General features: G+C 71.1%; 21 protein-coding genes. 11 read left to right on the top strand and 10 right to left on the bottom strand.

What is annotated here, in order from left to right; all coding sequences use genetic code 11:
- Positions 1–61: 61 nt before the first annotated feature.
- Both AB0A97_RS32680 and AB0A97_RS32675 read left to right on the top strand, forming a co-directional pair.
- Positions 62–1384: a PspC domain-containing protein gene (locus AB0A97_RS32680; RefSeq protein ID WP_361156774.1), complete on the top strand. Its 1323-nt coding sequence runs from the start codon at positions 62–64 to the stop codon at positions 1382–1384.
- Positions 1385–1439: 55 nt separating this feature from the next.
- The gene (locus tag AB0A97_RS32675) at positions 1440–2144 is read left to right on the top strand and encodes a response regulator transcription factor (protein WP_361156771.1); all 705 of its coding nucleotides are present in this window, start codon (positions 1440–1442) and stop codon (positions 2142–2144) included.
- Positions 2145–2176: 32 nt separating this feature from the next.
- On the opposite strand, the gene AB0A97_RS32670 is transcribed toward AB0A97_RS32675, so the two are convergent.
- From AB0A97_RS32670 to AB0A97_RS32660, 3 genes are all read right to left on the bottom strand, one after another.
- Positions 2177–3697, bottom strand: a complete 1521-nt coding sequence (locus tag AB0A97_RS32670; protein WP_361156768.1) for a tryptophan 7-halogenase — start codon at positions 3695–3697, stop codon at positions 2177–2179.
- Between the two features lie 50 nt (positions 3698–3747).
- A complete protein-coding gene (locus AB0A97_RS32665) occupies positions 3748–4974 on the bottom strand; it encodes a cytochrome P450 (RefSeq protein ID WP_361156766.1) in 1227 nt (408 codons plus the stop codon).
- Positions 4975–5177: 203 nt separating this feature from the next.
- Positions 5178–5633, bottom strand: coding sequence for an ATP-binding protein (locus AB0A97_RS32660; protein WP_361156764.1), 456 nt, complete (start codon positions 5631–5633; stop codon positions 5178–5180).
- Between the two features lie 120 nt (positions 5634–5753).
- Between AB0A97_RS32660 and AB0A97_RS32655 the strand changes: the two genes are divergently transcribed.
- The 3 genes from AB0A97_RS32655 (at position 5754) to AB0A97_RS32645 (ending at position 7992) form a co-directional block, all read left to right on the top strand.
- Positions 5754–6542, top strand: a complete 789-nt coding sequence (locus AB0A97_RS32655) for a helix-turn-helix transcriptional regulator (RefSeq protein ID WP_361156815.1) — start codon at positions 5754–5756, stop codon at positions 6540–6542.
- Positions 6539–6727, top strand: a complete 189-nt coding sequence (locus tag AB0A97_RS32650) for a DUF397 domain-containing protein (protein WP_361156761.1) — start codon at positions 6539–6541, stop codon at positions 6725–6727. The genes AB0A97_RS32655 and AB0A97_RS32650 overlap by 4 nt, the downstream gene beginning before the upstream one ends.
- Before the next feature lie 254 nt (positions 6728–6981).
- The gene (locus tag AB0A97_RS32645) at positions 6982–7992 is read left to right on the top strand and encodes a MarR family transcriptional regulator (RefSeq protein ID WP_361156759.1); all 1011 of its coding nucleotides are present in this window, start codon (positions 6982–6984) and stop codon (positions 7990–7992) included.
- A gap of 48 nt (positions 7993–8040) precedes the next feature.
- On the opposite strand, the gene AB0A97_RS32640 is transcribed toward AB0A97_RS32645, so the two are convergent.
- Positions 8041–9552: an ATP-binding protein gene (locus tag AB0A97_RS32640; RefSeq protein WP_361156756.1), complete on the bottom strand. Its 1512-nt coding sequence runs from the start codon at positions 9550–9552 to the stop codon at positions 8041–8043.
- A gap of 185 nt (positions 9553–9737) precedes the next feature.
- On the opposite strand from AB0A97_RS32640, the gene AB0A97_RS32635 reads away from it, so the two are divergent.
- Positions 9738–9905, top strand: coding sequence for a hypothetical protein (locus tag AB0A97_RS32635; RefSeq protein WP_361156754.1), 168 nt, complete (start codon positions 9738–9740; stop codon positions 9903–9905).
- An 83-nt stretch (positions 9906–9988) separates the two neighbouring features.
- On the opposite strand, the gene AB0A97_RS32630 is transcribed toward AB0A97_RS32635, so the two are convergent.
- Entirely contained in the window at positions 9989–10933 is a 945-nt protein-coding gene (locus AB0A97_RS32630; protein WP_361156751.1) for an amidohydrolase family protein, read from the bottom strand.
- A 59-nt stretch (positions 10934–10992) separates the two neighbouring features.
- Between AB0A97_RS32630 and AB0A97_RS32625 the strand changes: the two genes are divergently transcribed.
- The gene (locus tag AB0A97_RS32625) at positions 10993–11571 is read left to right on the top strand and encodes a MarR family transcriptional regulator (RefSeq protein WP_361156749.1); all 579 of its coding nucleotides are present in this window, start codon (positions 10993–10995) and stop codon (positions 11569–11571) included.
- Positions 11572–11654: 83 nt separating this feature from the next.
- Here AB0A97_RS32625 and AB0A97_RS32620 read toward each other — a convergent pair whose 3' ends face one another.
- The gene (locus AB0A97_RS32620; protein WP_361156746.1) at positions 11655–12974 is read right to left on the bottom strand and encodes a serine hydrolase domain-containing protein; all 1320 of its coding nucleotides are present in this window, start codon (positions 12972–12974) and stop codon (positions 11655–11657) included.
- 321 nt (positions 12975–13295) lie between these two features.
- On the opposite strand from AB0A97_RS32620, the gene AB0A97_RS32615 reads away from it, so the two are divergent.
- Positions 13296–14420 (top strand): alpha/beta hydrolase-fold protein, encoded by a 1125-nt coding sequence (locus tag AB0A97_RS32615; RefSeq protein WP_361156743.1) that lies wholly within the window; start codon positions 13296–13298, stop codon positions 14418–14420.
- Between the two features lie 35 nt (positions 14421–14455).
- Here AB0A97_RS32615 and AB0A97_RS32610 read toward each other — a convergent pair whose 3' ends face one another.
- On the bottom strand, positions 14456–15250 hold the full coding sequence (locus AB0A97_RS32610; RefSeq protein WP_361156740.1) for a GNAT family N-acetyltransferase: 795 nt from the start codon (positions 15248–15250) through the stop codon (positions 14456–14458).
- 421 nt (positions 15251–15671) lie between these two features.
- Here AB0A97_RS32610 and AB0A97_RS32605 point away from each other — a divergent pair, with 421 nt between their 5' ends.
- Entirely contained in the window at positions 15672–16025 is a 354-nt protein-coding gene (locus AB0A97_RS32605; protein ID WP_361156738.1) for a hypothetical protein, read from the top strand.
- Positions 16026–16083: 58 nt separating this feature from the next.
- On the opposite strand, the gene AB0A97_RS32600 is transcribed toward AB0A97_RS32605, so the two are convergent.
- A complete protein-coding gene (locus AB0A97_RS32600) occupies positions 16084–17268 on the bottom strand; it encodes an NlpC/P60 family protein (RefSeq protein ID WP_361156735.1) in 1185 nt (394 codons plus the stop codon).
- A gap of 610 nt (positions 17269–17878) precedes the next feature.
- Between AB0A97_RS32600 and pcrA the strand changes: the two genes are divergently transcribed.
- Positions 17879–20356, top strand: coding sequence for a DNA helicase PcrA (pcrA, locus tag AB0A97_RS32595; protein ID WP_361156732.1), 2478 nt, complete (start codon positions 17879–17881; stop codon positions 20354–20356).
- 85 nt (positions 20357–20441) lie between these two features.
- On the opposite strand, the gene AB0A97_RS32590 is transcribed toward pcrA, so the two are convergent.
- Both AB0A97_RS32590 and AB0A97_RS32585 read right to left on the bottom strand, forming a co-directional pair.
- Entirely contained in the window at positions 20442–22244 is a 1803-nt protein-coding gene (locus tag AB0A97_RS32590) for a M23 family metallopeptidase (RefSeq protein WP_361156729.1), read from the bottom strand.
- 313 nt (positions 22245–22557) lie between these two features.
- Positions 22558–23490: an alpha/beta fold hydrolase gene (locus AB0A97_RS32585; RefSeq protein WP_361156727.1), complete on the bottom strand. Its 933-nt coding sequence runs from the start codon at positions 23488–23490 to the stop codon at positions 22558–22560.
- Between the two features lie 426 nt (positions 23491–23916).
- Here AB0A97_RS32585 and AB0A97_RS32580 point away from each other — a divergent pair, with 426 nt between their 5' ends.
- Positions 23917–24327: a cobalamin B12-binding domain-containing protein gene (locus AB0A97_RS32580; RefSeq protein ID WP_030024580.1), complete on the top strand. Its 411-nt coding sequence runs from the start codon at positions 23917–23919 to the stop codon at positions 24325–24327.
- Positions 24328–24432: the final 105 nt, after the last annotated feature.

Genomic DNA, 24432 nt, shown 5'->3' with positions numbered 1-24432 from the left:
GGGGTGCCGTCAGGGTCGACCCTGATGCCCCGCAGCCGCCCCACGTGTGACTATCGGTGTCATGACCACCGCGCCGACCCGGCCCGAGGCGAGCTACGCCCCGGTGCCCGACCCCGACGACCCGCCCCTGCGCAAGCTGTACCGCAGCGCCGACGGGCGGATGCTCGGCGGTGTCGCGCGCGGGCTGGCCGGGCATCTGGGGCTGCCGGTGTCCTGGGTCAGGGTCGTGTTCGTCGCGCTGTTCATGGCCGAGGGCATGGGCGCGCTGCTGTACGCGGCCTTCTGGTTCATCGTGCCGCTGGGTGTCGGCGGCGTGGACGCGGCGCGCGCGAAGGCGTCCGTCTCCGCTCCCGGGTGCCTGGCGTGGGGCCGTAAGGGCCGGGTGGCGGGCGGCCGGAAGGCCGACAAGGGGCAGATATTCGCGCTGCTCACCCTGCTCGCCGGTGCGGCCCTCGTCGCGTCCCGCTTCCAGTTGGGCCGGGCGAATGCCTACGTGTGGCCGATCCTGCTGATCGGCGCGGGCGTCGCGCTGGTCTGGCGGCAGGCGGACAACGCGCGGCGCGCGCAGTGGCTGGAGATGGGCCGCCGCAAGGGGGTGCTGCCGGTCGTGCGTGGTGCGGCCGGTGTGGTCCTGGTCGGTGTCGGGGTGACCGGCATCGTCGTCCTTCAGGGCTCGGTCCGGCACCTCGGTTCGGTGCTCCAGGCCGCCCTCGCCGTCCTGGTCGGTATCGCGCTGCTCGCGGGCCCGTATCTGGTGCGCATGACGCAGGACCTGTCCGAGGAACGCCTGATGCGCATCCGCGCGCAGGAACGGGCCGAAGTCGCCGCGCACGTCCACGACTCGGTCCTGCACACCCTCACCCTGATCCAGCGCAACGCGGAGGAACCGCGCGAGGTGGCCCGCCTCGCCCGCGCCCAGGAACGCGAACTGCGCGCCTGGCTCTACAAGCCGGAGGGCCGCGGGAAGGACGAGGAGCAGGAGCCGGACACCCTCGCCGAGGCGGTGCGCAAGTCCGCGGCCGAGGTCGAGGACCACCACGGGGTGCCGATCGAGGTCGTGGTGGTCGGTGACTGCCCGCTGGACGAGCGGCTGGGCGCCCAGATGCAGGCCGCGCGCGAGGCGATGGTCAATGCGGCCAAGTACGGCGGCGAGGGCGGCGCCGTGCAGGTGTACGCCGAGGTGGAGGGCCGCGCGGTCTTCGTCTCCGTACGGGACCGGGGCCCCGGTTTCGACCTGGACGCGGTGCCCGGCGACCGCATGGGCGTACGGGAGTCCATCATCGGCCGGATGCAGCGCAACGGTGGCACGGCCCGGCTGCGCTCCGCGCCGGACGGCGGCACCGTGGTCGAGCTGGAGGCGGAGCGCCTGCCGGAGGAAGGATGACGGATGATGAGGTGGCACCGCCGCAGCCAACGCCGACAAGGGACGGACGGACGAGATGAACAGTGACGCCGCACAGGACGACCAGACCGGCGGCCCCGCCCGCACGGTGCGCGTCGTCCTCGTCGACGACCACCGGATGTTCCGTACGGGCGTCCAGGCCGAGATCGGCCGTACCGAAGAGACCGGTGTGGAGGTCGTCGGCGAGGCCGCCGACGTCGACCAGGCCGTCACGGTCATCACCGCCACCCGCCCCGAGGTCGTCCTGCTGGACGTGCACCTGCCGGGCGGCGGCGGTGTCGAGGTGCTGCGCCGCTCCGCCTCGATGATGGCCGACCCCGAGCGCCCGGTGCGCTTCCTCGCGCTGTCCGTGTCCGACGCCGCCGAGGACGTCATCGGCGTCATCCGCGGCGGCGCCCGTGGCTACGTCACCAAGACCATCACCGGTACGGACCTGGTCGACGCGGTCTTCCGGGTCTCCGACGGCGACGCGGTCTTCTCCCCGCGGCTGGCCGGCTTCGTGCTGGACGCGTTCGCCTCCACGGACGCCCCGCCGGTGGACGAGGACCTGGACCGGCTCACCCAGCGTGAGCGCGAGGTGCTGCGCCTGATCGCCCGGGGTTACGCGTACAAGGAGATCGCCAAGCAACTGTTCATCTCGGTCAAGACGGTCGAGTCGCACGTCTCGGCGGTGCTGCGCAAGCTCCAGCTCTCCAACCGGCACGAGCTGACCCGGTGGGCCACGGCCCGGCGGCTGGTCTGACGGAGGCGGCTTCGCGGTAGACGGCCGCTCGTTCACGTACCGGCGGGGCGGGAACCGGCGAGCGGGCCGGGCTCCGCCCAGTGGAGGCCGTCCGCGGTGGCGACCAGGCCGCCCGGGAGCTGCGGGGCCGTCTCCGCGAAGCTGCCGCCGGTGGCTCCCTGCTCGGCGAGCAGGTCGCTCTGTGCGAAGGTCTCGCCGAGCATGGGGCTCTCGTCCCACGGGTCGCCGTCCGTGGACGCCTGGTAGCAGTGGGCGGATGCGTCCAGCACCCGTGCGGCGGTCCCGAGACGGTCGGTGACCTGCTCGGCGTCGGTGAGTGCCCGGTCGCCGGAGGCCAGTCCGCCCACCAGGTTGATGAAGGAGGCCATCGCGCCCGCCTGCCCGCCGGTCAGCTCGCGGGCCTGCCGGAAGTAGGCGTCTCGCGGGGCCTGCATGGTGTAGAAGGCGGCGAGGAAGTCGTGAAAGACGGTGTATTCGCGGCGGTAGCGGGCTTCGAACTCGTCGAAGGCCCGGCGTTCGTCCATCCCGGTGCCCAGGACGGTGTTGATCGAGCGGGCGGTCAGCATGGCGGCGTACGTCGCCAGGTGCACGCCGGAGGAGAAGACGGGATCGATGAAGCACGCGGCGTCGCCGACCAGCGCGACGCCCGGCGCCCAGAACCGCGTGTCGCAGTAGGAGTAGTCCTTGCGGACCCGAACGGTGCCGTACGTCCCCTCGGTGACGCGCCGGGCGTCGGCCAGGTGGTCCCGTACGAGAGGACACCGGCCCACCAGCTTGGACAGCGCCTGCTCGGGGTCCCCCTGTACCTGGTCGGCGTGTTCGCGGTGGACGACGGCGCCGACACTGGTGAGGCGGTCGCTGAGCGGGATGTACCAGAACCAGCCGCTGTCGAAGGCGGCGCACAGGATGTTGCCCTGGTTCGGCGGGGGCAGCCGCCGTCCGTTCTCGAAGTAGCCGAAGACCGCGATGTTGCGGAAGAACGGGGAGTACACCCGCTCGCCCCCGGCCGCGTGGTGGAGGCGGCCGGTGTTGCCGGAGGCGTCCACCACGTAGCGGGCGCGGACCTCGGCCGCCGAGCCGTCCGGTGTGCGGTAGGCCAGGCCGTGGACGCGGCCGTCCGCGCGGAGGATGTGCCGCACGGTGCAGCCTTCGCGTACGTCGGCCCCGACCTGCCGGGCGTGATTCAGCAGCAGCGCGTCGAACCGTGTCCGCTCCACCTGGTACGCGTAGCCCATGGACGGGCCGAGGCCGGGGGAGTCGGCGAAGGAGAACGTCCATGGGTCGGGGGACGTGCCCCAGCGGAAGGTGCCGCCGCCCTTGCGCATGAATCCGGCCTCGCGCAGGACGCCGTCCACGCCCAGGAGGCGCCCGATGCCGTGGACGGTCGAGGGCAGGAGGGATTCCCCGATCTGATAGCGCGGGAAGTGTTCTCGTTCCAGCAGCAGGACGCGGTGTCCGGCCATGGCGACCAGGGCGGCGGTGGTGGAACCGCCGGGCCCGCCACCGACCACGACGACATCGAACTCTTCGGGGCGCGCGGTATCCGACGACATGAGGTGTCTTCCTTCCTGTGCTTGCGTTGGCGTCCGGGGCCCGCGGTACGTCACCAGGTCACCGGCAGGGTGAGCGGTGACCGTACGGGCGAGTGGTCCTCCCAGGTGGGGGGCTGACCTGTGAGGCGGAGCCGGGGGAAGTGGTCGAGCAGGGCTTCCAGGCCGACGCTCAACTGGGCACGTGCCAGGTGGGCGCCGATGCAGTTGTGCGGGCCCCGCCCGAAGGCCAGGTGGGGGTTGGCCTGCCGGTCCAGCACCAGCCGGTCCGCCTCCGGGAATGTCCCCTCGTCGCGGTTGGCGGCGGCCAGTACGGGCAGTACCGCCTCGCCGGCGCGGATGGTGTGCCCGTGCACCGCGACGTCCTCCCGGGCCTGGAGGACGATGACGCCGTTCTGTACGGGGAGGAAGCGCAGGAGTTCGTCGACCGCGGTGGGCAGCAACGCGCGGTCGTCCAGCAGCCGTTCGTACTGGTCCGGCTCGGTCAGCAGGGCCAGTACGGCGTTGGCCAGGAACATGGTGGTGGTGCGGTAACCGGCCACGAGCATCGACAGTCCGAAGGACAGCACGCTCTCCTCGTCCACCGCGCCGCGCTCACCGGCCTCGACGAGGGAGCTGAGAATGTCCCCGCCGGGCGCGCGACGGTGACGTTCCAGCAGCGAGGACATGTAGGAACGTAGCTGGTGGGTGGCCTCACGGCCTTCCGCCAGGGTGACCAGCGCGCCGAGCGCGGCGTCCGCCGCGGCGAGGAAGGTCGCGCGTTCGGCATAGGGAATGCCCACCAGTTCGCACACCACCAGCAGCGGGAAGGGCTCACAGAAGCCGCTCACGAGGTCGCCGGGCGGCCCGTCGGCGGTGAGCGGCCCCAACAGGCGGTCGGCGGTGGCGCGGAGGGACGGCCGCCGTTGCCGGGTCGCGCGGACACTGAACGGTTCCGCCAGCGCCTGGCGCAGGGCCGCGTGCCGTGGCCCGTCGAGTTCCATCATGGTGACCAGGCCGGGCCCACGCGCGGTGACGTCCGCGTCGAGCGGCCAGTCGTCGATGGTCGGCCGGACGAACCGGTCGTCGGCGAGCAGCTTCCGCACGTCGTCGTAGCGGGTGACGCACCACGCCGGAGCACCGAACGGAGTGGCGACGCGCGCGAGCGGGCAACTGCGGCGCAGCACCGCGTACTCCGGCGGCGGGCCCACACTGCCCGGTGCGGGCATCGGGAACGGGGACGGGCACGGTTGGTTTCCCGGTCCGGGCTCGGGGGCGGCCATGTCAGGTGGACGCGACATGAGTTCACCACCTTGAGCAGGGACCCGTCGCTTCGTCGGCTCTGGAACCATGCCCGGGCACTGACGGCGGAAGCGGCGGCACACGGGAAACCACCGGCGACAGTGATCGTGGCGTGCGCGGGCGGAAAGCATCCCCCGGCCCCCGCCCCGGCACACGCCACGGCGCAGAAGTCCCAGCGATGGGCGAGGCGTTCCGCACCCCGCTACTGGACTTCATCCGCCGTCTCCCGGAGCAGTGGCGCCGAGCCGAGGCAGTCTCCCAGCTCGAACCACACGACCTTTCCGATCCCGTACGGACGCGGATACGCCCCCCACTCGTCCGCCAGCGCTGCCACCAGCGCCAGCCCGCGTCCGTCCTCGTCGTAGAAGCCCGCCGCCCGGGGCTCGGGCATCGCGGAACCGGCGTCGGACACCTCGATACGGAGCCGTCCCGCGTGGAGCAGGCACCGCACCCGTACGTAACGGCCGCGCGGGGCACGTGAATGCACACAGGCGTTGGCCGTCAGCTCGCTGAGCATGAGCACGGCGGTATCGGTCGCCTCGGCCCGCAACTGCCACACCTCCGCGAGTTCACGCAGGTACTTACGCGCCCGCCGCGCGCTCCGGGGGTGGCGCGGCAGCCACCATTCATTCTGGAGGGGGGAATTTCCGTCGTTCACAACCCCGAGCCTGTCGACGCGGGCGTACCGTCAGCAGCCGCGACAAGGGTACGCACCAGGCTGTACCGGTCGTGCCGGAGAAAGGCGGGCAAGGTGCCCAACGAACTTTCGCAGCCGCCCATGGCATGGCGCTACTGCGGGAACCAAATCAAACTGTGGCGCACTCAGTCGGGACTTTCCCGCGAGGAGCTCGGCGACGAGGCGAATTACGACGCCGAGTACGTCAAGTCCATGGAACAGGGCCGCCGGAGGCCGACGCTGCGCCTGCTCCAGGTTGCGGATCAGATGTGCGGGGCACATGGCCTGTTGGAGGCGGCGCAGGAGTACTTGAAGCCGGAGAAGCATCCGGAGCGCAGCCACGAGTTCATGGCCCTTGAAAAAGACGCCATCGCGCTGCACTCGTACGAAAGCCTCCTCATCCCGGGCTTGCTTCAGACCGAGGAGTACGCACGGGCGTTGATCAGCGGTCGTTGCCCGCCACTGGATGACGAGACGGTCGATACCCGAGTCACGAGCAGGCTGGGACGCGCTGAAATGCTCACGAGCAACCCTACGGTGCTGTTCAACTTCATCGTCTACGAAGCCGCGTTGCGGACCATGGTGGGGGGTGCAACAGTGATGCAGCGCCAGATGTACCACATGCTGGAGGTGGCCGAATTGCGGAATGTTTCCGTGCAGGTGCTGCCTGAGGGGCGCCCGGCGTACCCCGCACTCAGCGGCCCGTTGGTGCTGCTGGAGACTGCTGAGCACAATCTCTACTCGTACACTGAGGCGCAAGGCACAAGCGTCCTGTGCGGCACTGCTGACAAGGTCAGCGACCACACTCAGCGATATGGCGTGATCCGCATGCAAGCCCTGAGTGCGGAGGAATCGATGCAATTCATCAGAGAGGCGGCGGAGAAGCTGTGAGCGCTGTGTGTCTGTGGGTCAAGTCGAGCTACAGCGACGATGAAGGCGCAAATTGCGTCGAGGTAGCCGTCCACCCCCACGGCGTCCGCGTCCGTGACTCCAAGGACGCGACCGGCTCACAGCTCGCCATCCCCGCCCACGCCTGGGAGGCGTTCATAGGGTTCGCCGCTACCTCCGTCGCTTGAGACCCGAGCTCCGGGCGTCGGGCGTCGAGCTCCTTCTCTGAGGAACGGGTGGGTTGGGACAACCCGCCCGCCCTCCCAACCCCCGCGCATACCAGCGCGAATGACTTCTCGTGACCGGCTTGCCACCGAGCGTCGCGAGGCTCTACCGTCGCGACAGCGAGCAGCGGTTGCGCGTTGCGAGCAATAAGCAACCCCGGCTGGTGCTACCAACACCGAACCGGGGTCTGACCTCCAAGATCGGAAAGAGCGATCTCGTGGCTGACGCCAAACCTACTACGGCACTCTGCGCGCCCGTACCCCCACACCCCGAAGCCGCCGCCGGCTACGGCAAGCGAAGCGCTCCTGACCAGGCACGTTCCCGTCGGGGCGACTTCGCCCACCTCCCCGAACGCGAGGCGTATCTCGGGGCCTTCATCGACCGGCTCCCGGACGGCGCCGCGATGGACGTCAAAACCCTCGCCGCCGCACAGCCCCGCTACGGCCAGCAAGCCGTCCGCTCCGCCCTCACCCGCCTCTCGACGGCAGGCCACCTGCGCCGCGTCCAGGAGACCGTCGGCAACGGCCGTTCCCAGTGGGTCTACCGCACGTACTTCACCCGCACCGCCCGCGACGACACCTGGTGGCACCACTTCCTGACCGTCGGCACGCCCGCACAGTCACCCGCCCCGCCACCTTCGCCCCCGGACCCGTCCCCGGCCCTGACCCCGGCCGCGGAGCCGTCGTCCCCGCCCCTCCCGCAGGTTCAACCGGACGAGCGACCGCCGTCCTCCCGCCGCACGGTGCCCGCCGACCCCCTCCCGGCCCCACCGGCCCCCTCCCCGGCGTACGCGGCCCTCGCCGCCCTCGGCACCGCCGACCCCCGCATGATCCTCTCCGCCGCCGAATGCGCCGCACTCGAAGGCCACGCGGCCGAGTGGCTGGCCCGGGGCGTGTCCAGCGCCCACCTCGTCACCGCGCTCACCGCCGGCCTGCCGCCCGAGGTGTACTCCGCAGGCGCCATCGCCCGCACCCGCCTCACCGCCAAACTCCCCCCGGCCCCGCCCCTCCCCCCACCGGGCGGAACCGCCCCCTCCCAGGCCCCCGCCCGCATCCTGGAATGCACCGAGTGCGGCGTACCGGGCCGCCCCGAAGCCCTCCCCGGTGGCCTCTGCCGCCCCTGCCGAGGCGACTCACCGCCACCCGACCCGGCCGCCGAACACCTCCGCGCCGAACGCACCCACCAACTCGCCGCCCTCTGCCGCTCCCGCTCTCACTCCCGCCCCTGACCGAAGGCCCCGCTTCGCGTCACGAAAGCGAATGCCGCGCCCGGTGCATCAGAACAGGAGCGGTTTCGGCTGTGCGCGTCCGTAAAGCTCGTCGAGGCCGATCAACAGGACGTCCCCTCGTTCGGCCTCGGCACGCAGGGCGTCGCTGAACCCGGCGGCGCTGAAACACGCGAGCCCGCACCGGGTCGTATCCATGCCTCGTCCGGCGAGTATCTCCCGGGCCCGGCCGAGCCGTTCCAGGTGGTTCAGTCCCATGACCGTGCCCCACTTGGCCTCCCCGAGCAGAGAGACCGACGGCCTCGTGCCTCCCGACCCGGGCTCGACCACCGCCACGTCGACCTGGATCTGCCGACGCGCCTTCGGGTCGGTCACCACGCCGCTGCCGATCTGTCCCAGCGCCGTACCGAGCAGGGACCGCCCGGACCCGAGGACGTACTCCCGGCACACGGTCTCGAAGTGTGGTCCGGCCACCTGTGCCGCGAACCGCTCGGCCGACTGGGCCCAGACCTCCGCGGCCTGGCCGCTCTCCAACTGCGCCCACGCCGGCCGCATGACCGCCTCGTAGAAATTGATCAATGGTTCGGTGCTGCGGTACTGCGACTTGCCGGGCCGGAAGGCGTCCGCCTCGCGCCTGAGGAGATGGCTGTCCTCCAGGACGTTGAGCGGGTGGGAGATGTCGACGGACTTGCGGCCGATGTATCCGGCGATGCCCCCTCGCGTCGTGTTGCCCTGGGCCACCGCGGCGAGAACCGAGTGGTAGAGCGCCGTGTCGCGGATGTCCGTCTCCTCGGCGAGCAGGTAGCGCGCCTCCCGGAAGAGCGGGCTGAACGGCGAGAGGACCGTACGGCAGATCCAGTCGTCAAAGTCGTCCAGGCCCGCCGGAACGTCGTCCGCCAGGAACTGGCGACGGTACGCGGGCGTTCCCCCGAGAACGGCGTGGAGCCTGGCCGCAAGCGCCGGTTCATCACCGACCCCCCAGAAGTCGGCGGCCGCCCGGTACCCGAAGGGCCGGACCACGAGTTCGAGCTGTGCCCGCCCCCGGAGCGGCGCCGTACTGGCCAGCAGACCGCCCATGACCGACGTGGCCGAGCCGCACAGAAGCATGCGCATACGGCTCTCTTCGACCTGGCAGCGGTCGATCTCGCGCTGGATGAGCGAGGGCAGCTCCGGGGAAACCTTCGCCAGGTACGGAAATTCGTCGATGACCACGAGCAACGGTTCGGCCCGCTTCCCGGGGGCGGCGAGCCCGAAGAGGTAGGACATCGCGTCGTCCCAGGTGGCGAAGGAGAAGGGCACCGGCGAACCCGCGTGCTCGGCCAGGGCGGAGCTGAACTGGCGCAGGGACTCGGTCTCCGTCCCGGCCGTCGCCCCGAAGTAGAACCCACCGCACTGCTCGACGAGGGCCCGCAGCAGATACGTCTTTCCCATCCGCCGTCTGCCGCTGACGATCCCCAGCATGGCGTGCGCCAGAGGCCGGCGCACGAAGGCGGCGAGCCCCTCCCACTCGGCGCCGCGATCGAAGACGAGTGACGGTTTGCGTACTGCTGCGTCACGCGACACGGGGACCTCCTTAGGAGCGCACTCCTAAGGAGTGTATTCCTAACCTCTGCCGAGGGTGGTGTCGGATGCACCCCGAACAGGGGGGTCGGGCCCATCGTCGTCACCGTCACGCTTCGGAAGAGTCATTGCTGCACCCGATCCCACCACCGGGCCCCGGGCCCGCCCCGCAGCAATGGAGGAATCTCATGAAGGCTCTGCTCTGGCTCGTACTCGCTGTCTGTCTGCTGGCCAACGTGTACGTCAACGCGATGGTCCAGGACGGTGTGCAGCAGATCCTGCTGAGTGTGGCGTGCGGCGTCGGCGCGCTCATCGCGGGCACCGGCCTGTGGCTGAGCCGTGAGCGCCGTTCCTGACCCGGCGCTCCGGCTCCCCGGCCGGCGCCCGGTGCCTTGGCGTCGGTGTACTGCTCGGGCTTCGCGGCCTTCCGCGTGAGGGGTCAGCGGGCGAGGCGGGGGAGGAGGCGTTCGGCGTTCTTGCGGTTGACGGCCGCCTCCTGCCCGGGGGTGAAGTCCGGGTACGACTCCAGGAAGTGGTTGTAGTAAGTCCCGGCCTCCTGAGGGGCGAAAGGCCAGTCGCTGCCGTACAGGACGTGTCCCGGTTCTGCGAAGGCGAGCAGCGAGGGCAGGGCGCTGGGACTGGCGGACAGGGCGGTGTCGAAGTAGAAGCGCTTCAGGTCGCGCAGGATGTCCTCGGACTTGCGGTCGGGGGCGACGACGGTGGAGGTCAGGCCGCAGAAGCGGTAGGCGGCGTAGGGGAGGAAGCCGCCGCCGTGGGAGAGGATCACCCGGACGTCGGGGTAGCGGTTCATGACGCCGTTCAGTACGAGGTCGAGGGCGCTGCGGGTGGTGTCGAAGACGTAGTCGGCGAGCGGGGCGGGGGTGCCGGGGAGCAGGGGCATCGGAGGCTGGGCGGGGTGGACGAAGACGTTCGCGGCGCGGCGGTCGAGTTCGGCCCACAGCGGCTCGAAGCCGGGGTCTCCCAGGTATCGCCCACGGGCATTGGACAGCAGCACGACGCCGTCGGCGTGCAGGACGTCCAGCGCGTACACGGCCTCGGCCACGGCGGCGTCGATGTCGGGCAGCGGGACGCTGGCGAAGTGGCCGAAGCGGGCGGGGTTGTCCTTGACGACCTCGGCGCCGTACTCGTTCACGGCGCGGGCGAGATCCCGGGCCTGCGCGTCGGCGCCGAGGTGCACGCCGGGAGCGGTGACGGACAGGACGCCGGTGGCGATGCCCTGCTGGTCCATCATCGCGATGGCGCTCCTCGGGCTCCAGTCCGGGATGGCCCAGCCGCCGGAGTCGAGGCCCTGAGCGGCGAGGGTCCGGGCCCAGACGGGCGGGACGATGTGCTGGTGGACATCGATGCGAGCGGGAGAAGACATGGTGCTTCGCCTCCTAATGGTTAGCTTGCTAGCGATTTTCCTTTAGTAAGCTAACAGTTATGAGCGAGACGACCGAAGCCCGGCCCGGCAGTGCCGCTGCCCCGCGTGTGGAGCCCGACATCGAGGAGCTGGCCCAGGCCGCCGATCGGCTCTTCTACGCGATGCGCCGCTCACGGGCGGCCACGGTCGGCCGGTCGGAGGCGGCCGGCCTGTCCATGTCGCAGATGTCCTTGCTCGCCGCGCTGGCCGATGACGGCCGGCGCGAGGGCCTGCCGGTCAGCCGCCTGGCCGCCAACGCCGAGATCAGCGTCCCCACCGCCACCCGCATGCTGCAGCAGTTGGAGAGCAAGAACGTGGTCGACCGGCGCCGCGCACCGCACGACGAGCGCCAGGTCCTCGTCCGCCTCACCGAGGAAGGCGCCGAACGCCTGGCCGCCATGCAGGCCGGGCTGCGCGCACGCCAGTACGCCGCGCTGTCGCAGTTCGCGCCCGAGGAGCGGCGCCAACTCGCCGCACAGATGCATCGCCTCGCCGGCATCATCGGCGAGATGATCTCCGGGGCAGGTGGGGCAGGTGGGGCAGGTGGGGCAGGTGGGATGGCCGGGGCGGCCGGGACGGCGGCGGAGCAGGAGGGCTGAGCTGACCCTGCCTGCCGGGCAGGGAGCGGGACTCCGATCCGTCCAGCCCCGCCCCCTCCCCTTTTCCTGCCCCCTCTTTCTGCCTAACCCCCCGCGCCCTGGGCCGGAGTGCCGCACAGGGCCTGGCCGATGTGCGCGGCCTTGGCGTAGTCGATCGGGCCCACGGTCGGAGTGGTGCCGTCCGCCTCGATTCCGTAGTACCGCACCAGGTTCGTGCCGAGGGAGATCTGCCGCCGGCCGTCCGGGCTGGAGAAGGAATCGGTCGCCGCGCCCATGACCAGGCCGTTGTGGCCCCAGAACCGGCCGCAGTCCGAATCCAGCGAGAACATGCCGAGCCCGTACCGGAGCCGGGGAGCCTCCGTCGGCACCGTGGTCTGCATCTCGCGCAGCTCGGCCGGGCCGAGCAGCTTGCCGGTGAGCAGGGCCCGGAAGAAGCGGTTGAGGTCGTCCATCGTCGAGACCAGCGAACCGGCCGTACCGGCCCAGGACATGTCGTAGACGCTGAAGTCACGCGGCGGGACGAACTCGCCGTGCAGGCCCTCGTACATCTTGGAGTGCGGCCCGGCCATCCGGGGCGAGGCCGGGAAGTAGGTGTGCCGGAGTCCGGCCCGGCGGATGACGTGGTCGGTGATGAACTTCTCCGGCGCCTGGCCGGTGACCTTGCGGAGCAGCAACCCGGCTATCACGTAGTTGGTGTTGGCGTAGCGGTGGACCTCGCCGGGCTTGCCGGTCGGGGGCGCTGCCAGGCCCAGCCCGGCCAGCTCGCGCGGGTCCCACCGGTGGAAGCGCCGCGCCTCCAGATCCTCCGGCTTCTGCCAGATGGCGTAGGCGTAATCGGCGATCCCGCTGGTGTGGTTGAGCAGCATCCGTACCGTGATCGCCCGGCCGCGCGCGCCGGGGACGAGGTCGGGCAGATAGCGGCCGATCGGCGCGTCCAGATCGATGCGGCCCTTCCCGGCCAGTTGGAGCACGGCGGTGGCGGTGAACGTCTTGGTGATGCTGCCTATGCGGTGCCGGAGCTGCGGCGTCGCGGGGCGGCCGGTCCGTACGTCGGCGACGCCGGAGGCGCCCTGCCAGGACGCGTCGCCGTCCCGGACGGCGGAGTAGGCGCCGTACATGCCTACGTCGTGCAGCTTCCGCAACGTCTGGTTCAGCGCCTTGCGGTCCAGGCCGGTGGAGTCCGGGCTGGTGGGGCCCGGGTCGGTGGCGTGCGGCGGGGCCGTCACCGCGGGAGGAGCGGGCGCGGTGGAGAGAGCGGACAAGGCGGGCGCGGGGCGCGGGGCGTCCGGCCCGGCGGCCGAGGCGGGGAGGGCCGGTGCCAGCAGGGCCAGTGCGGCGGCCGTGGTGGTGGCCGCCAGTCTTAACCGGCGGCGGCTCGGGCGGCTCGGAGAGTGCAGGGGCATGGTGATCTCCGTCAGGTCGTGACCGGGGGCTCGGGGAGCCCTGCCGGTCTTCGGACCGCCGGGTTTCCGGCTTGTCCGCGATTTTTCCGGCCGCAACGCCTCTGCACATCTGTCTTCAGTACTGCATCGCTCACACGTTCGTATGACGATTGTCAGGTTTATCCCGCGCGGACACCCGTCGGCCGAGGTGCGCAAAGAAGGTTCCCAGGGGGGCAACCGAGGGCTGTCGGATGACCATCTAATCTTGCGGAGAGGCTCGCTGCCGACGGCAGGGCCAGAACCATGCCCACGCCGCACCATCCCCTGGAAGCGAGATCCCCGATGAGTCTGACGGGCACGCCCTTCTTCCTCACTGCGATCGCGCTGCTGGTCGTCGCCGTCGTGCTGCCGTTCGCGTTGTGGAGCCGCGTCCGCGGCCCCCAGTTCGTACGGGGGCTGGCGCGCCTGGGCATGCTGCTGTTCGCCCAGGCCACCGCGATCACGCTGGTGTTCGTGGCCGTCAACAACGCCAACAGCCTCTACGACAACTGGGACGACCTGCTCGGTACGTCCGACCACGTCGAAGCCGCCAAGGACCTCGGTCCGGACGGCCTGGGCGGGCTGAAGCTGAAGGACGAACCCAAGCAACTGGTGAAGTTCGGGCCGCCGAAGGACTCGGTGGTCGGGCCGGGTGTCCAGGAAGGCGAGTTCAAGGGGCGGATCTCGGGTGTGAGCGGCGAGGTGTACGTCTGGCTGCCGCCGCAGTACGACGACCCGGCGTACCGGGACAAGAAGTTCCCCGTCGTGCAGATGCTGCCCGGCTTCCCCGGCTCCGCCAAGTCCTGGATGGGCACGCTCAAGGCGCCCCAGCAGCTCAAGTCGCTGATGGAACGGGGCAAGATCAAGCCCTTCATCCTCGTCGCGCCGCGCACCACCCTGCTGGGCAGCGTGGACACCGGCTGCGTGAACATCCCGGGCAAGGCGAACGCCGACAGCTGGCTGAGCGTCGACGTACGCCAGATGGTGATCGACAACTTCCGGGCCGAGGAGAAGGCCGAGTCCTGGGCGCTGGCGGGCTACTCGGCGGGCGCGCACTGCGCCACCAAGCTCGCGCTGGCCCACCCCGACCGCTACCGCGCCGCCGTCAGCCTCTCCGGCTTCAACGACCCGAAGCTGGAGCCCGCCTCGCTCGCCGGCAAGGACCCCAAGCTCCGTATCGAGAGCAACCCGGTCACCATCCTCAAGTCCGCCAACAAGGCGGGCAAGCCGCCGCGTACCGCGCTCTACGTCTCCGGCGCGTCCGGGGACGGCTACGAGGCCGGGCTCGCCCTCAAGCAGCTCGCCCGGAACCCGACCACGGTCAAGGTGAAGCTGATCCCGCCGGGCGCGGGCGGCCACGGCACGGCCGTGTGGAAGAACCAGATCCCGGAGGTCTTCCGGTGGCTCAGCGGTGTGGTCACGCCCTGACGGAGGGTGTGCTCACGTCCTGACGGAGGGTGTGCTCACGTCCTGACGGGCGGCGGCGTGGCGCCGGGCCCGGTGCCCGGTGGCGGCGGGATGCGGGCGGCCGTGACCGGGGCGTGCAGCCGCCAGCCCAGTGAGCGGTAGAGGGCCCGGCCTTCCGGGCTGGCCACCAGAATGCCGTGGACGGCGCCCAGTTCGGCGGCGTGCGCGGAGAGCGCGTTCATGACGAGGCCGCCCAGACCGCGGCGGCGGTGCTCCGCACTGGTGTGGATCATGTCGTATATCGCGGCCGCGGGCGTGCAGACGTCGGTGACCGCGGCCCGGCCCCGGGCGGCGAGATCGCCGGTCGCGGTGTGCAGGACACGGCAGTCGATGATGCCGTCGCCGTCCTTGTCCACCGTTTCGACCGAGTAGCCGGACGGGGCCTGGGGGCGGCGGGCCGGGGGCCCGCCCGGGGTGACCAGCGTGGCGGACATCAGGAACTGCGGTTCGTCGAACTCCCAGCCGGACGGCAGTACGGGAGCGATCACCGCGCGCGGCGCACAGACCTTGACCCACAGGTTGGGGGCGGTGATCGAGGCGGTGAGGCTCCGCAGGACGTCGGGGTCGGCGGCGGGGAAGACGTAGCGGCCCGGCTGGCCCGGACGGTCGATCTCGACGTGGAAGCCGCCTCGGGTGGCGACGGGGGCGGCGGTGCCGCGGCAGCGCGTCCAGCCGTGCACCCAGATCCGGACGAGGTCCTGGAGGTGGGACGGGAGGGGCGCGGGGGAAGCGAGGGAGGCGTGGGGTGAACCGGTCGTATCTATAGGGGGGTTGTCTATAGGGAGGTTCATGCGGCCGATCTTAGAACGGGGCGCCGCGCGACGCCCGTCCGTATCCGCACCGGCCGGCTCGGCCCCGTACGCGTCCGGGCCGCCCGGCTCGGCCCGTACGTATCCGGGGCGGCTGGGTCGGGCGGCGGCCCGTAACAGGGGGAGCGGGCCGCCGCCCTTCCTCTCGGCGGGGACGGCCGACGACCGCCGGGGCGGAATCCGGCGGCGGTGGGGAGTCGGCCGCCTGATGAAGGACGCTAAACCTCGGGAGCCCGGAAAGGCCGCCGGATGCCGGGTATTGCTCGTTTCCGGTCCGGTGATGGGCGCGGGTGTCCGGGTCCGTATGCCTCGGGAGCGGGCTGAGCACGAGCTGTGACCGGAACGCCAGGAGAGGTAAACCTAAGTTAGAAGCGGTGTCGTGCGGGGGCTACGCTCCACCACTATGGACGTAGTAACCAAGGTCTTCGTGGGTCTGCACATCATCGGCATCGCCTCGCTGCTCGGCGGCTTCCTCACCCAGATGAAGCCGATGAGCGCGGGCACCGCCCGCTTCACGCCGGCCATGCTGCACGGCGCGCTGACGATGCTGGTGACCGGCATCGCCCTGGTCGGCCTCAACCAGGCCCAGGACCACTCGCTCGACAACGTCAAGCTCGGCGTCAAGCTCGGCGTACTGGTGGTGATCCTGGGCCTGGTCTACGTGAAGCGCGACGAGGAGAAGGTGGAGAAGCCCCTGTTCCTGGCCGTGGGGCTGCTGACGATGGTGAACATCTTCATCGCCCTGCTGTGGACGTGAGCGGCGACTGACGAGGGCCTGCCGGGGGCCGTGGGGTGCGCGCCCCACGGCCCTCTTCTCATGCCGGCCGGACGCTCCCGTAGATCGGCATGTAGTAGATCGACTCGACCCGCACGCTCGCGCCGGGCTTCGGCGCGTGGATCATCTTGCCGTCGCCGATGTACATCCCGACGTGGCTGATGTCGTTGTAGAAGAACACCAGGTCACCCGGCTTCAGATCCTTCGTTGCCACCCGGTCGCCGGCCTTCACCTGGTCCCAGGTGGTACGCGGCAGGGACACCCCCGCCGCCTTCCAGGCCGCCTGCGTCAGACCGGAGCAGTCGTACGAGTTCGGGCCGGTCGCGCCCCAGACGTACGGCTTGCCGGTCTGGGCGCGGGCGAACGCGAGTGCCTTGGCGGCCTTGGTCGCGTACGTACCGTCGTCCACCGGGCCGCCGCCGGACCCCTCGCCGGATCCGCTGCCCGGCGACCCGGAACCGGTGCCCTGGCCCGGACCGTCGTGCCGCTCGCGGTCCGCCCGCTCCTTGCGCTCCTTCTCGGCCTGCTTGCGCGCCAGCTCCTCGGCCTTGCGCTTGGCCTCGGCCTCCTTCTTGCGCTCCAGCTCCGCCAGCCGTGCCTTTTCCTGGGCGGTCAGCCGCGACAGCAGTTGCCGGGCCTCGGCCAGCTTGTCCTGGACGTCCTTCTTGGCCTCCTTCAGAGAGGCCTGCGTCTCGGTCAGCCGCTCCAGGTTCCGCGACGCCTCGGCGCGCTGCCGTACGGCCTTGGCCTGCTGCTCCTGGTAGTCGGTGACGGCCTGCTGCTGCCGGCCGGTCAGCCGGTCCATGAGGTGGCTGCGGTCGGCGAACTGCTGCGGATTCTGCGCGAGGAGCAACTGAGCGGTCGGGCCCAGGCCACCGGTGCGGTACTGGGCCGAGGCGTAGACGCCCAGCGCACGCCGGGCGTCGTTCATCTTCTGGGTGCGCCGGGCGGACTCGTCCAGCAGCCGGTCGACGGTACCGCGCTGCTGGTCGGCCTGCTCCTTGGCGCCGTTGTACTTCTGGGTCGCCACCTCGGCCTGGCGGTAGAGGTCGTCGACCTTCTGCTTGACCTCTTCGACGGACTGCCGGGGCTGACGCGGCGCGGCCTCGGCGGTCTGCGAGAGCAGGGTGACGGAGGCGAGGGCGGCGGTGGTGAGCCCGGCGGCCGTACGGCGGCTGCCGGGGGAGGTGAGTATGCGGGTGCGCGGCTTGCGGTGCGACGCCAAGGCCGGCGACTCCTTCCGTGGACCGCCTACCGGGTTAGCTGTCAGGTTCGGGCGTACGGAAGGGTGCCCTACGGCCCGTACGGCTGCGGGAGAGGGCTTGGGGCGACGCCCTGAGCGGGTGCTCCGGGCGGAAGCTCCGGGCGGGTGCTCCGGGCGGTGCGCCGAGGCGCCTCTCGTCGTGTGCCGTACCGGCCGATTCACCTCGGTGGTACGTGTGGGTCCCCGGCTCCGGGTGCCTGGCGGCAGGGCCGGACTCGGCGGGGGCGGCCCGTGCGGACGCTGTCGGCCGCGGGGACGCGGGCTGCCCGAGCGAGCACGGTAGCCAACCCGTGTGGCTTCTGGGAAGGCTGATGTTCGATATGCCCGAAACCTTTTCGTTATCTGGTCGAGTCCAGGGCGTGTCCTGGGTCACTTGTGACCGTACGGAGTCGGTGGCTGTCGTGCCGGTCCGCTGCGGGGGCGGTGGCCGGCCGTAACCGTCCGGTGCGGTGCGGTGAGGCGCGGTCCGGTCCGGGGGCGGGCCGGTCCGGGGCGGGGCGTGCTAGCTCACACGGCCGGTTTTCCCGGTACGGGCCGGGCTGTCAGTGCGGCGGCCTAGACTCGGTGGGCGATGAGCAGCCTCTTTGACGACAGCTTCCTGGCGGACCTCGACCCCACGGGTGAAGGGCCCCCGCCGCCTCCCGAGGACGAGGACGGTCCGGCACCGGAGGAGATCCCGGCCGACCTGTTCGGCGGGCGCTTCGACGTGCCCGGCGGCATCCCGCACGCCGTCGGCCCGGGCCGCGACCCGTACTACCGCGACGGCGCCCCCCGCCCCGCGGTGGATCCGGCCGCCCTCCTGGAGGGGCTCAACGACCAGCAGAAGGCCGCCGTGGTGCACACCGGCGGCCCGCTGCTCATCGTCGCCGGCGCCGGCTCCGGCAAGACCCGCGTCCTGACGCACCGCATCGCGCATCTGCTCGGCGCGCGCGGTGTGCACCCGGGTGAGATCCTCGCGATCACCTTCACCAACAAGGCCGCCGGCGAGATGAAGGAGCGCGTCGAGGAGCTGGTCGGCCCGCGGGCGAACGCCATGTGGGTCTCCACCTTCCACAGCGCGTGCGTGCGCATCCTGCGCCGCGAGTCCAAGAAGCTGGGCTTCACGTCGTCCTTCTCGATCTACGACGCGGCCGACTCCAAGCGGCTGATGGCCCTGGTCTGCCGGGACCTGGACCTCGACCCCAAGCGGTTCCCGCCCAAGTCCTTCAGCGCCAAGGTCTCCAACCTCAAGAACGAGCTCATCGACGAGGAGACCTTCGCCCAGCAGGCCGCCGACGGCTTCGAGAAGTCCGTGGCCGAGGCCTACACGATGTACCAGGCCCGGCTGCGCGAGGCCAACGCGCTGGACTTCGACGACATCATCATGACCACGGTCAACCTCCTCCAGGCGTTCCCGGATGTCGCCGACCACTACCGCCGCCGCTTCCGGCACGTCCTCGTGGACGAGTACCAGGACACCAACCACGCCCAGTACACCCTCGTACGGGAGCTGGTCGGACCGGCCGAGACCGCCGGTGAGCTGTGTGTCGTCGGTGACGCCGACCAGTCGATCTACGCCTTCCGCGGCGCCACGATCCGTAACATCCTCCAGTTCGAGGAGGACTATCCGGACGCCACGACGATCATGCTGGAGCAGAACTACCGCTCCTCCCAGACGATCCTCAGTGCCGCCAACGCCGTCATCGAGCGCAACGAGAACCGCCGCCCCAAGAACCTGTGGACGGACGCCGGCGAAGGCCCCCGCATCACCGGTTACGTCGCCGACACCGAGCACGACGAGGCCCAGTTCGTCGCCGACGAGATCGACCGGCTGACGGACGCGGGCGACGCCAAGGCGGGCGACGTCGCTGTGTTCTACCGCACCAACGCCCAGTCCCGCGTCTTCGAAGAGATCTTCATCCGGGTCGGCCTGCCCTACAAGGTCGTCGGCGGCGTGCGCTTCTACGAGCGCAAGGAGGTCCGCGACGTCCTGGCGTACCTGCGCGTCCTCGCCAACCCGGAGGACACCGTCCCGCTGCGCCGCATCCTGAACGTGCCCAAGCGCGGCATCGGCGACCGCGCCGAAGCCATGATCGACGCGCTCTCCGCCCGCGAGAAGATCACCTTCCCGCAGGCGCTGCGCCGGGTCGACGAGGCGTACGGCATGGCCGCGCGCTCCGCCAACGCCGTCAAGCGCTTCAACACGCTGATGGAGGAGCTGCGCACCATCGTCGAGTCCGGCGCGGGCCCCGCCACCGTCCTGGAAGCGGTCCTGGAGCGTACGGGCTACCTCGCCGAGCTGCAGGCGTCCACCGACCCGCAGGACGAGACCCGCATCGAGAACCTCCAGGAACTGGCCGCCGTCGCCCTGGAATTCGAGCAGGACCGCGGCGAAGAGAACCCGGGCACCCTCTCCGACTTCCTGGAGCAGGTCGCGCTGGTCGCCGACTCCGACCAGATCCCCGACGAGGACGAGGAAGGCTCCGGCGTCATCACCCTGATGACGCTGCACACCGCCAAGGGCCTGGAATTCCCCACCGTCTTCCTGACCGGCATGGAGGACGGCGTCTTCCCGCACATGCGCGCGCTGGGCCAGACCAAGGAGCTGGAGGAGGAGCGGCGCCTGGCGTACGTCGGCATCACGCGCGCCCGCGAACGGCTCTACGTCACCCGCTCGACGATGCGCAGCGCCTGGGGCCAGCCGTCGTACAACCCGCCGTCCCGCTTCCTGGAGGAGGTCCCGGAGCAGTACGTCGACTGGCGGCGCACCGGCCCCGCGACGCCCTCCGCCTCGATGGGCGCGCTCTCGGGTACGGGCGGCGGGGGCTTCGGCTCCGGGCTGTCCTCGTCGCGCGCGAAGGCCGGCCCGAGCGGCTTCGCGACCCGGCGCGCCAAGGACCGCGAGGTGGTCTCGCTGGCGGTCGGCGACCGCGTCACGCACGACAGCTTCGGGTTGGGCTCGGTGGTCGCGGTCAAGGGCAGCGGGGACAACGCGGAGGCGACGATCGACTTCGGCGGCGAGAAGCCGAAGCGGCTGCTGCTGCGGTACGCGCCGGTGGAGAAGCTCTGACCGGCTGGTGCTGAAACGAGACCGTCCGGCGCCTCGGGGCGCCGGACGGCGGGGTGGGCCGGCCGGCCGGTGTGCCGCGGGCCGGTCAGTTCGGGTTGAGGCCGTGGCTGCGGAGCCACGGCAGCGGGTCGACGGCCGAGCCGCCGCCGGGGCGCACCTCGAAGTGCAGGTGCGGTCCGGTGGAGTTGCCGGAGTCGCCCGAGTAGGCGATCTGGTCCCCGGCCTTGACCTTGCCCGACCGGATCTTCGTGGTGCTCAGGTGGCAGTACCAGGTCTCGGTGCCGTCCGGGGCGGTCACGATCGCCATGTTGCCGTAAGCGGTGTTGAACTGGGTGCGTACGGTGCCGTCCGTGGCGGCCATGACGGGTGTGCCGTAGTCGACCGGGAAGTCGATACCGGTGTGTACGGACATCCAGTTCAGGCCCGCCTGCCCGTACAGCGCGCTCAGCCCGTGCTGCGCGACCGGCAGCATGAACTTGGGGCGCAGGGCCTCCTTGCGCGCCGCCTCCTGGATCTTGCGCTTCTTCTCGGCGGCCTGCCGGGCCTTGAGGTCGATGCGCTCCTGCGTACGGCTGGCGCGGTTGGCGAAGTCGTCGGCGCCCGCGCTCAGGCTGGCGAGCTGGGTGTCGAGCTTGTTGTTGGCCGCGGCCGGCTGCACGGCCGCGGGGCCCCCCGCGGCCTGTGTCGTCGTGCTGTCCTTGGCGCCGTTCTCCGCACCGCTGGTGACGGAGGCGGCGGCCACGGCGCACACGCCCATCGCGGCGACCGAGGGCACCGCGACGGTGAGCAGCGCGGAACGCTTCGCGGTACGGCGGCGGCCGCGGCCGGACGCACCGCCGCCCGGCGCGGCCCGGCGTGAGCGGGAGGCGCGTGCGCCGGGTACGGAACCGGCGGCGGGGGCGGTGGAGGCGGCGGGGCTGTCGCCGGGAGTGATGTCGGCGGCTTCCGCGTACATGTCGTCGGCGCCGTGGGTGCCGTCCATGCCGTGGATGTGGTCCAGGCCGGGGGCGTCGTCCGGGCCGTGGCTGTCGTCCACGCCGTCGACGGGCTCGCGGCCGTCGGTGCGCTCGGGACCGGCGAAGTCCGGGCCGATGGCCGGGGTGGTCTGGGTGAGGGCCTCGGCGAATCGGTTGTCCGCCGAATCGGCGGCGGAAAACGTCTCGTACCCGGCCTCGTAACCGCCGTAAGCGGACTCGAACTGACCGTTTGTGTTCGCGTAGGGATCGGAACCGTAAGGCTGCTCGGGCTCGTACGGGTCGTTCCCGTACTGCCCCAGGCCCGGAATGCCCGGACCGGCCCAAGTCATGGTCTCCCACTGGGAGCTGGCGTCGGCGCCGTACGGAACGCCCGGCTCCGGAGGCCCCGCCTGGGCGGGGATGCCGGGGATCAGGCCCTCCCCGACGACGCCCCAGACCGCGGTGGCCTCGTAGCCGTCGGGCCCGGCCGGGGCCTCGGCTCTGTAGCCACCGGTGTCGTACGCGGTGGCGTATGCAGAGTCGTACGTGGTGTCGTGCGCGGTGTGGGAGTACGGGTCGTAGGCCGCGTCCGGCTGGGTGCCGGGGGCCTGGGCGCCGGAGTTGAACGTTCCGGTGTCATAGGCGCCCGCGGGGTGGGTACCCGGGTCGTAGCCGCCGTCGTGGGCATCGGTGGCGTACGCGGCGTACCCGTCGGTCCCGTACGCGGCGGTGCCGTACGGCGCGGCGTCGTGCGCACCGGTGGCCTGGTGGCCGGGGAGCGCGCCGAAGTACGGGTCGCCGCCGCCGTATGCGGCATGGCCGACCTGGGTGTCCTGGTGTCCGTAGGACCCGTAGGCCGGGTAGTGCGCATACGAGGCGTCGGGAGAGGGGACAGCCGGAGCGGGGGACTCCGGCGAGTGACGGTCGTTCACCACCACTTCTCTTTCGCCTCGGCAGCAGGAGAATTAGCGGCGACTGTACCCGGCAGTACGTGACGGCGACAATCTTCGGCAGGTTTCGGGCTTCTCGGCAACGGGCATTTGGCCGCCTTTCGGCGGACACTATGCGCGTTCTTGGCGCCGCGTTCGAAGCGCGTTCGAGGCGGCGCGGGGTGCGGAAGTGCGCGCCGGAAGATCGAATGGGCGGGCACGACCTTGGAAAGTGCCCGCGGCGCAGATCCGCCGGGCGGTGGGTGGCGGCGGGCAGGGCGGGATGCGGCCGGGACGCGGCCGGGCTCTGCGGAGGTCAGGCCACCGACGTGGCGTCCGCGCTCGCCGCCGAGACCTCCTCGGCGCTCAGTGCCTCCCGTATTCCGGCCGCCACCGCACCGTTGACCGGGAGTGCGAGATGCCCGACACCGGATACCCGCACGCTGCGGCTGATCAAATCCTGATGATCGATACGCGCGGTCTCGGCCGGGACCATCAGCTGGTCCAAGTCGCTCCAGAAGCAGACGAAATGCGTACGGCAATTCGGGGCGGGCCGCGCCAACTCCTCGATCACGTCGGAATGCGGGCGCATCTGCCGTACGAGGGGATGGGCCGACATCAGCGGTGCGACCCGGGTGCCGCCGTGCGGGGTACCGAGAGTGACCAGGGTGCGCACGCGGAGGTCGCCGCCGAGGCGCTGGGCGTAGAAGCGCGCGATCAGGCCGCCGAGACTGTGCCCCACCAGATCGACCCTGCTGTGGCCGGTGCGCTCGCAGACCTGCTCGATGTGCCGGCCCAGCAACTCGGCCGCCTTGCGCAGGTCGCAGGTGAGCGGGGAGTAGTTGAGCGCTTCCACATGGCGCCAGCCGTGCCGCAGCAGCGAGCGGCGGAGCAGCACGAAGACGGAGCGGTTGTCGATGAAGCCGTGCAGGAGGAGCACCGGCGGGTGGGTCCGGCCCTCCGTGGGCAGCAGGGTGGCGCGGGGTGAGGGTGCGGGTGCGGGGGAGAGGGCGGGGGCGATCTCTGGGCCGTCCGGGCCGGGAGCGCGGCCGTCGGCGGTGTCCGGGTCGCCGGTGTCCGATCCGGTTCCGGGGCCGGCGGGCGCGCCGGGCAGGGCTCTGTGCTGTTCCTGCTGGATGCCGGTCGGGTACAGCAGAAGATGCCCGACGAGGATCGCCAGCTCCATCACCGTCGCACGCAGCAGCGCGGTGGGGCGGGCCAGACAGCAGAGAAAGGGCAGGGCCTTCATGGCCGACCTCCCGAATGGCACACGGGAGACGACTCTGTCCCCCGTGGCCCGTCGTGGGCAGCCGTTTCCGGCAACGTACAAGTACGTGAACGAGCTGCTGCCCGGACGTACGGATACGGCGACGGAAGCGTTCAACGGCCGGACCCCCGTGCCGCGCGGCTGACGGCGCGGAGGCGCGGCGACCTCACTGCGGCTCCCCGTGCGTCCGTCCCGCCGGTGAAGCACCGCGGAACGCAACGCGTAGCGAACGTGTCCCAATGTGTGATTTCCCCCTCCCTCAGTGTTACGAAACGGCCGGGTACGGGATGCTGGCGATAACGTTCGTTCACGCTTGGGGCGGCCGACGCGGCCGCCATTCGGATGTCGGTCCGACGGCCCTGCCCCGTGCAGGAGCCGTGTCGTGCCGTGCAGGGCTGGGAGGCAGTGATGGGTGTGCAGGGTCCGATCCGCGTGGTGGTGGCCAAGCCGGGGCTCGACGGTCATGACCGGGGAGCCAAGGTCATCGCGCGGGCGCTGCGCGACGCCGGCATGGAGGTCATCTACACAGGGCTGCACCAGACCCCGGAGCAGGTCGTGGACACCGCGATCCAGGAGGACGCCGACGCGATCGGCCTGTCCATCCTGTCCGGTGCGCACAACACCCTGTTCGCCAAGGTCATTGAACTCCTCAAGGAGCGGGACGCGGCGGACATCAAGGTGTTCGGCGGCGGGATCATCCCGGAGGCGGACATCGCGCCCCTCAAGGAGCTGGGTGTCGCGGAGATCTTCACGCCCGGGGCGACGACCACGTCGATCGTGGAGTGGGTCCGCGCCAACGTCCGGCAGTTGGCAGCCTGACGCCGCACCGGCCGGTCGGGCTGGCGCCAGGTGACCGGCGCGGCCCGCCGGCGGGCCGCGCCACGGGGCCTCCTCCGTCCGCGTCACGAGGCCGGCTCCGCCCGC

Source organism: Streptomyces sp. NPDC045470, from assembly GCF_040646595.1.
GTDB lineage: Bacteria > Actinomycetota > Actinomycetes > Streptomycetales > Streptomycetaceae > Streptomyces.
The sequence above is the reverse complement of the archived record's forward strand: the minus strand, read 5'-3'. Positions and strand labels throughout refer to the sequence as shown.

What these genes read in the sequence shown, in the direction of transcription:
- AB0A97_RS32605 (WP_361156738.1), top strand. Translation starts at nt 15,672, where the DNA reads ATGGACGTAGTAACCAAGGTCTTCGTGGGTCTGCACATCATCGGCATC.
- AB0A97_RS32625 (WP_361156749.1), top strand. Translation starts at nt 10,993, where the DNA reads ATGAGCGAGACGACCGAAGCCCGGCCCGGCAGTGCCGCTGCCCCGCGT.
- pcrA (WP_361156732.1), top strand. Translation starts at nt 17,879, where the DNA reads ATGAGCAGCCTCTTTGACGACAGCTTCCTGGCGGACCTCGACCCCACG.
- AB0A97_RS32580 (WP_030024580.1), top strand. Translation starts at nt 23,917, where the DNA reads ATGGGTGTGCAGGGTCCGATCCGCGTGGTGGTGGCCAAGCCGGGGCTC.
- AB0A97_RS32680 (WP_361156774.1), top strand. Translation starts at nt 62, where the DNA reads ATGACCACCGCGCCGACCCGGCCCGAGGCGAGCTACGCCCCGGTGCCC.
- AB0A97_RS32610 (WP_361156740.1), bottom strand. Translation starts at nt 15,250, where the DNA reads ATGAACCTCCCTATAGACAACCCCCCTATAGATACGACCGGTTCACCC.
- AB0A97_RS32665 (WP_361156766.1), bottom strand. Translation starts at nt 4,974, where the DNA reads ATGTCGCGTCCACCTGACATGGCCGCCCCCGAGCCCGGACCGGGAAAC.
- AB0A97_RS32630 (WP_361156751.1), bottom strand. Translation starts at nt 10,933, where the DNA reads ATGTCTTCTCCCGCTCGCATCGATGTCCACCAGCACATCGTCCCGCCC.
- AB0A97_RS32655 (WP_361156815.1), top strand. Translation starts at nt 5,754, where the DNA reads ATGGCATGGCGCTACTGCGGGAACCAAATCAAACTGTGGCGCACTCAG.
- AB0A97_RS32585 (WP_361156727.1), bottom strand. Translation starts at nt 23,490, where the DNA reads ATGAAGGCCCTGCCCTTTCTCTGCTGTCTGGCCCGCCCCACCGCGCTG.
- AB0A97_RS32635 (WP_361156754.1), top strand. Translation starts at nt 9,738, where the DNA reads ATGAAGGCTCTGCTCTGGCTCGTACTCGCTGTCTGTCTGCTGGCCAAC.
- AB0A97_RS32670 (WP_361156768.1), bottom strand. Translation starts at nt 3,697, where the DNA reads ATGTCGTCGGATACCGCGCGCCCCGAAGAGTTCGATGTCGTCGTGGTC.
- AB0A97_RS32615 (WP_361156743.1), top strand. Translation starts at nt 13,296, where the DNA reads ATGAGTCTGACGGGCACGCCCTTCTTCCTCACTGCGATCGCGCTGCTG.
- AB0A97_RS32620 (WP_361156746.1), bottom strand. Translation starts at nt 12,974, where the DNA reads ATGCCCCTGCACTCTCCGAGCCGCCCGAGCCGCCGCCGGTTAAGACTG.
- AB0A97_RS32675 (WP_361156771.1), top strand. Translation starts at nt 1,440, where the DNA reads ATGAACAGTGACGCCGCACAGGACGACCAGACCGGCGGCCCCGCCCGC.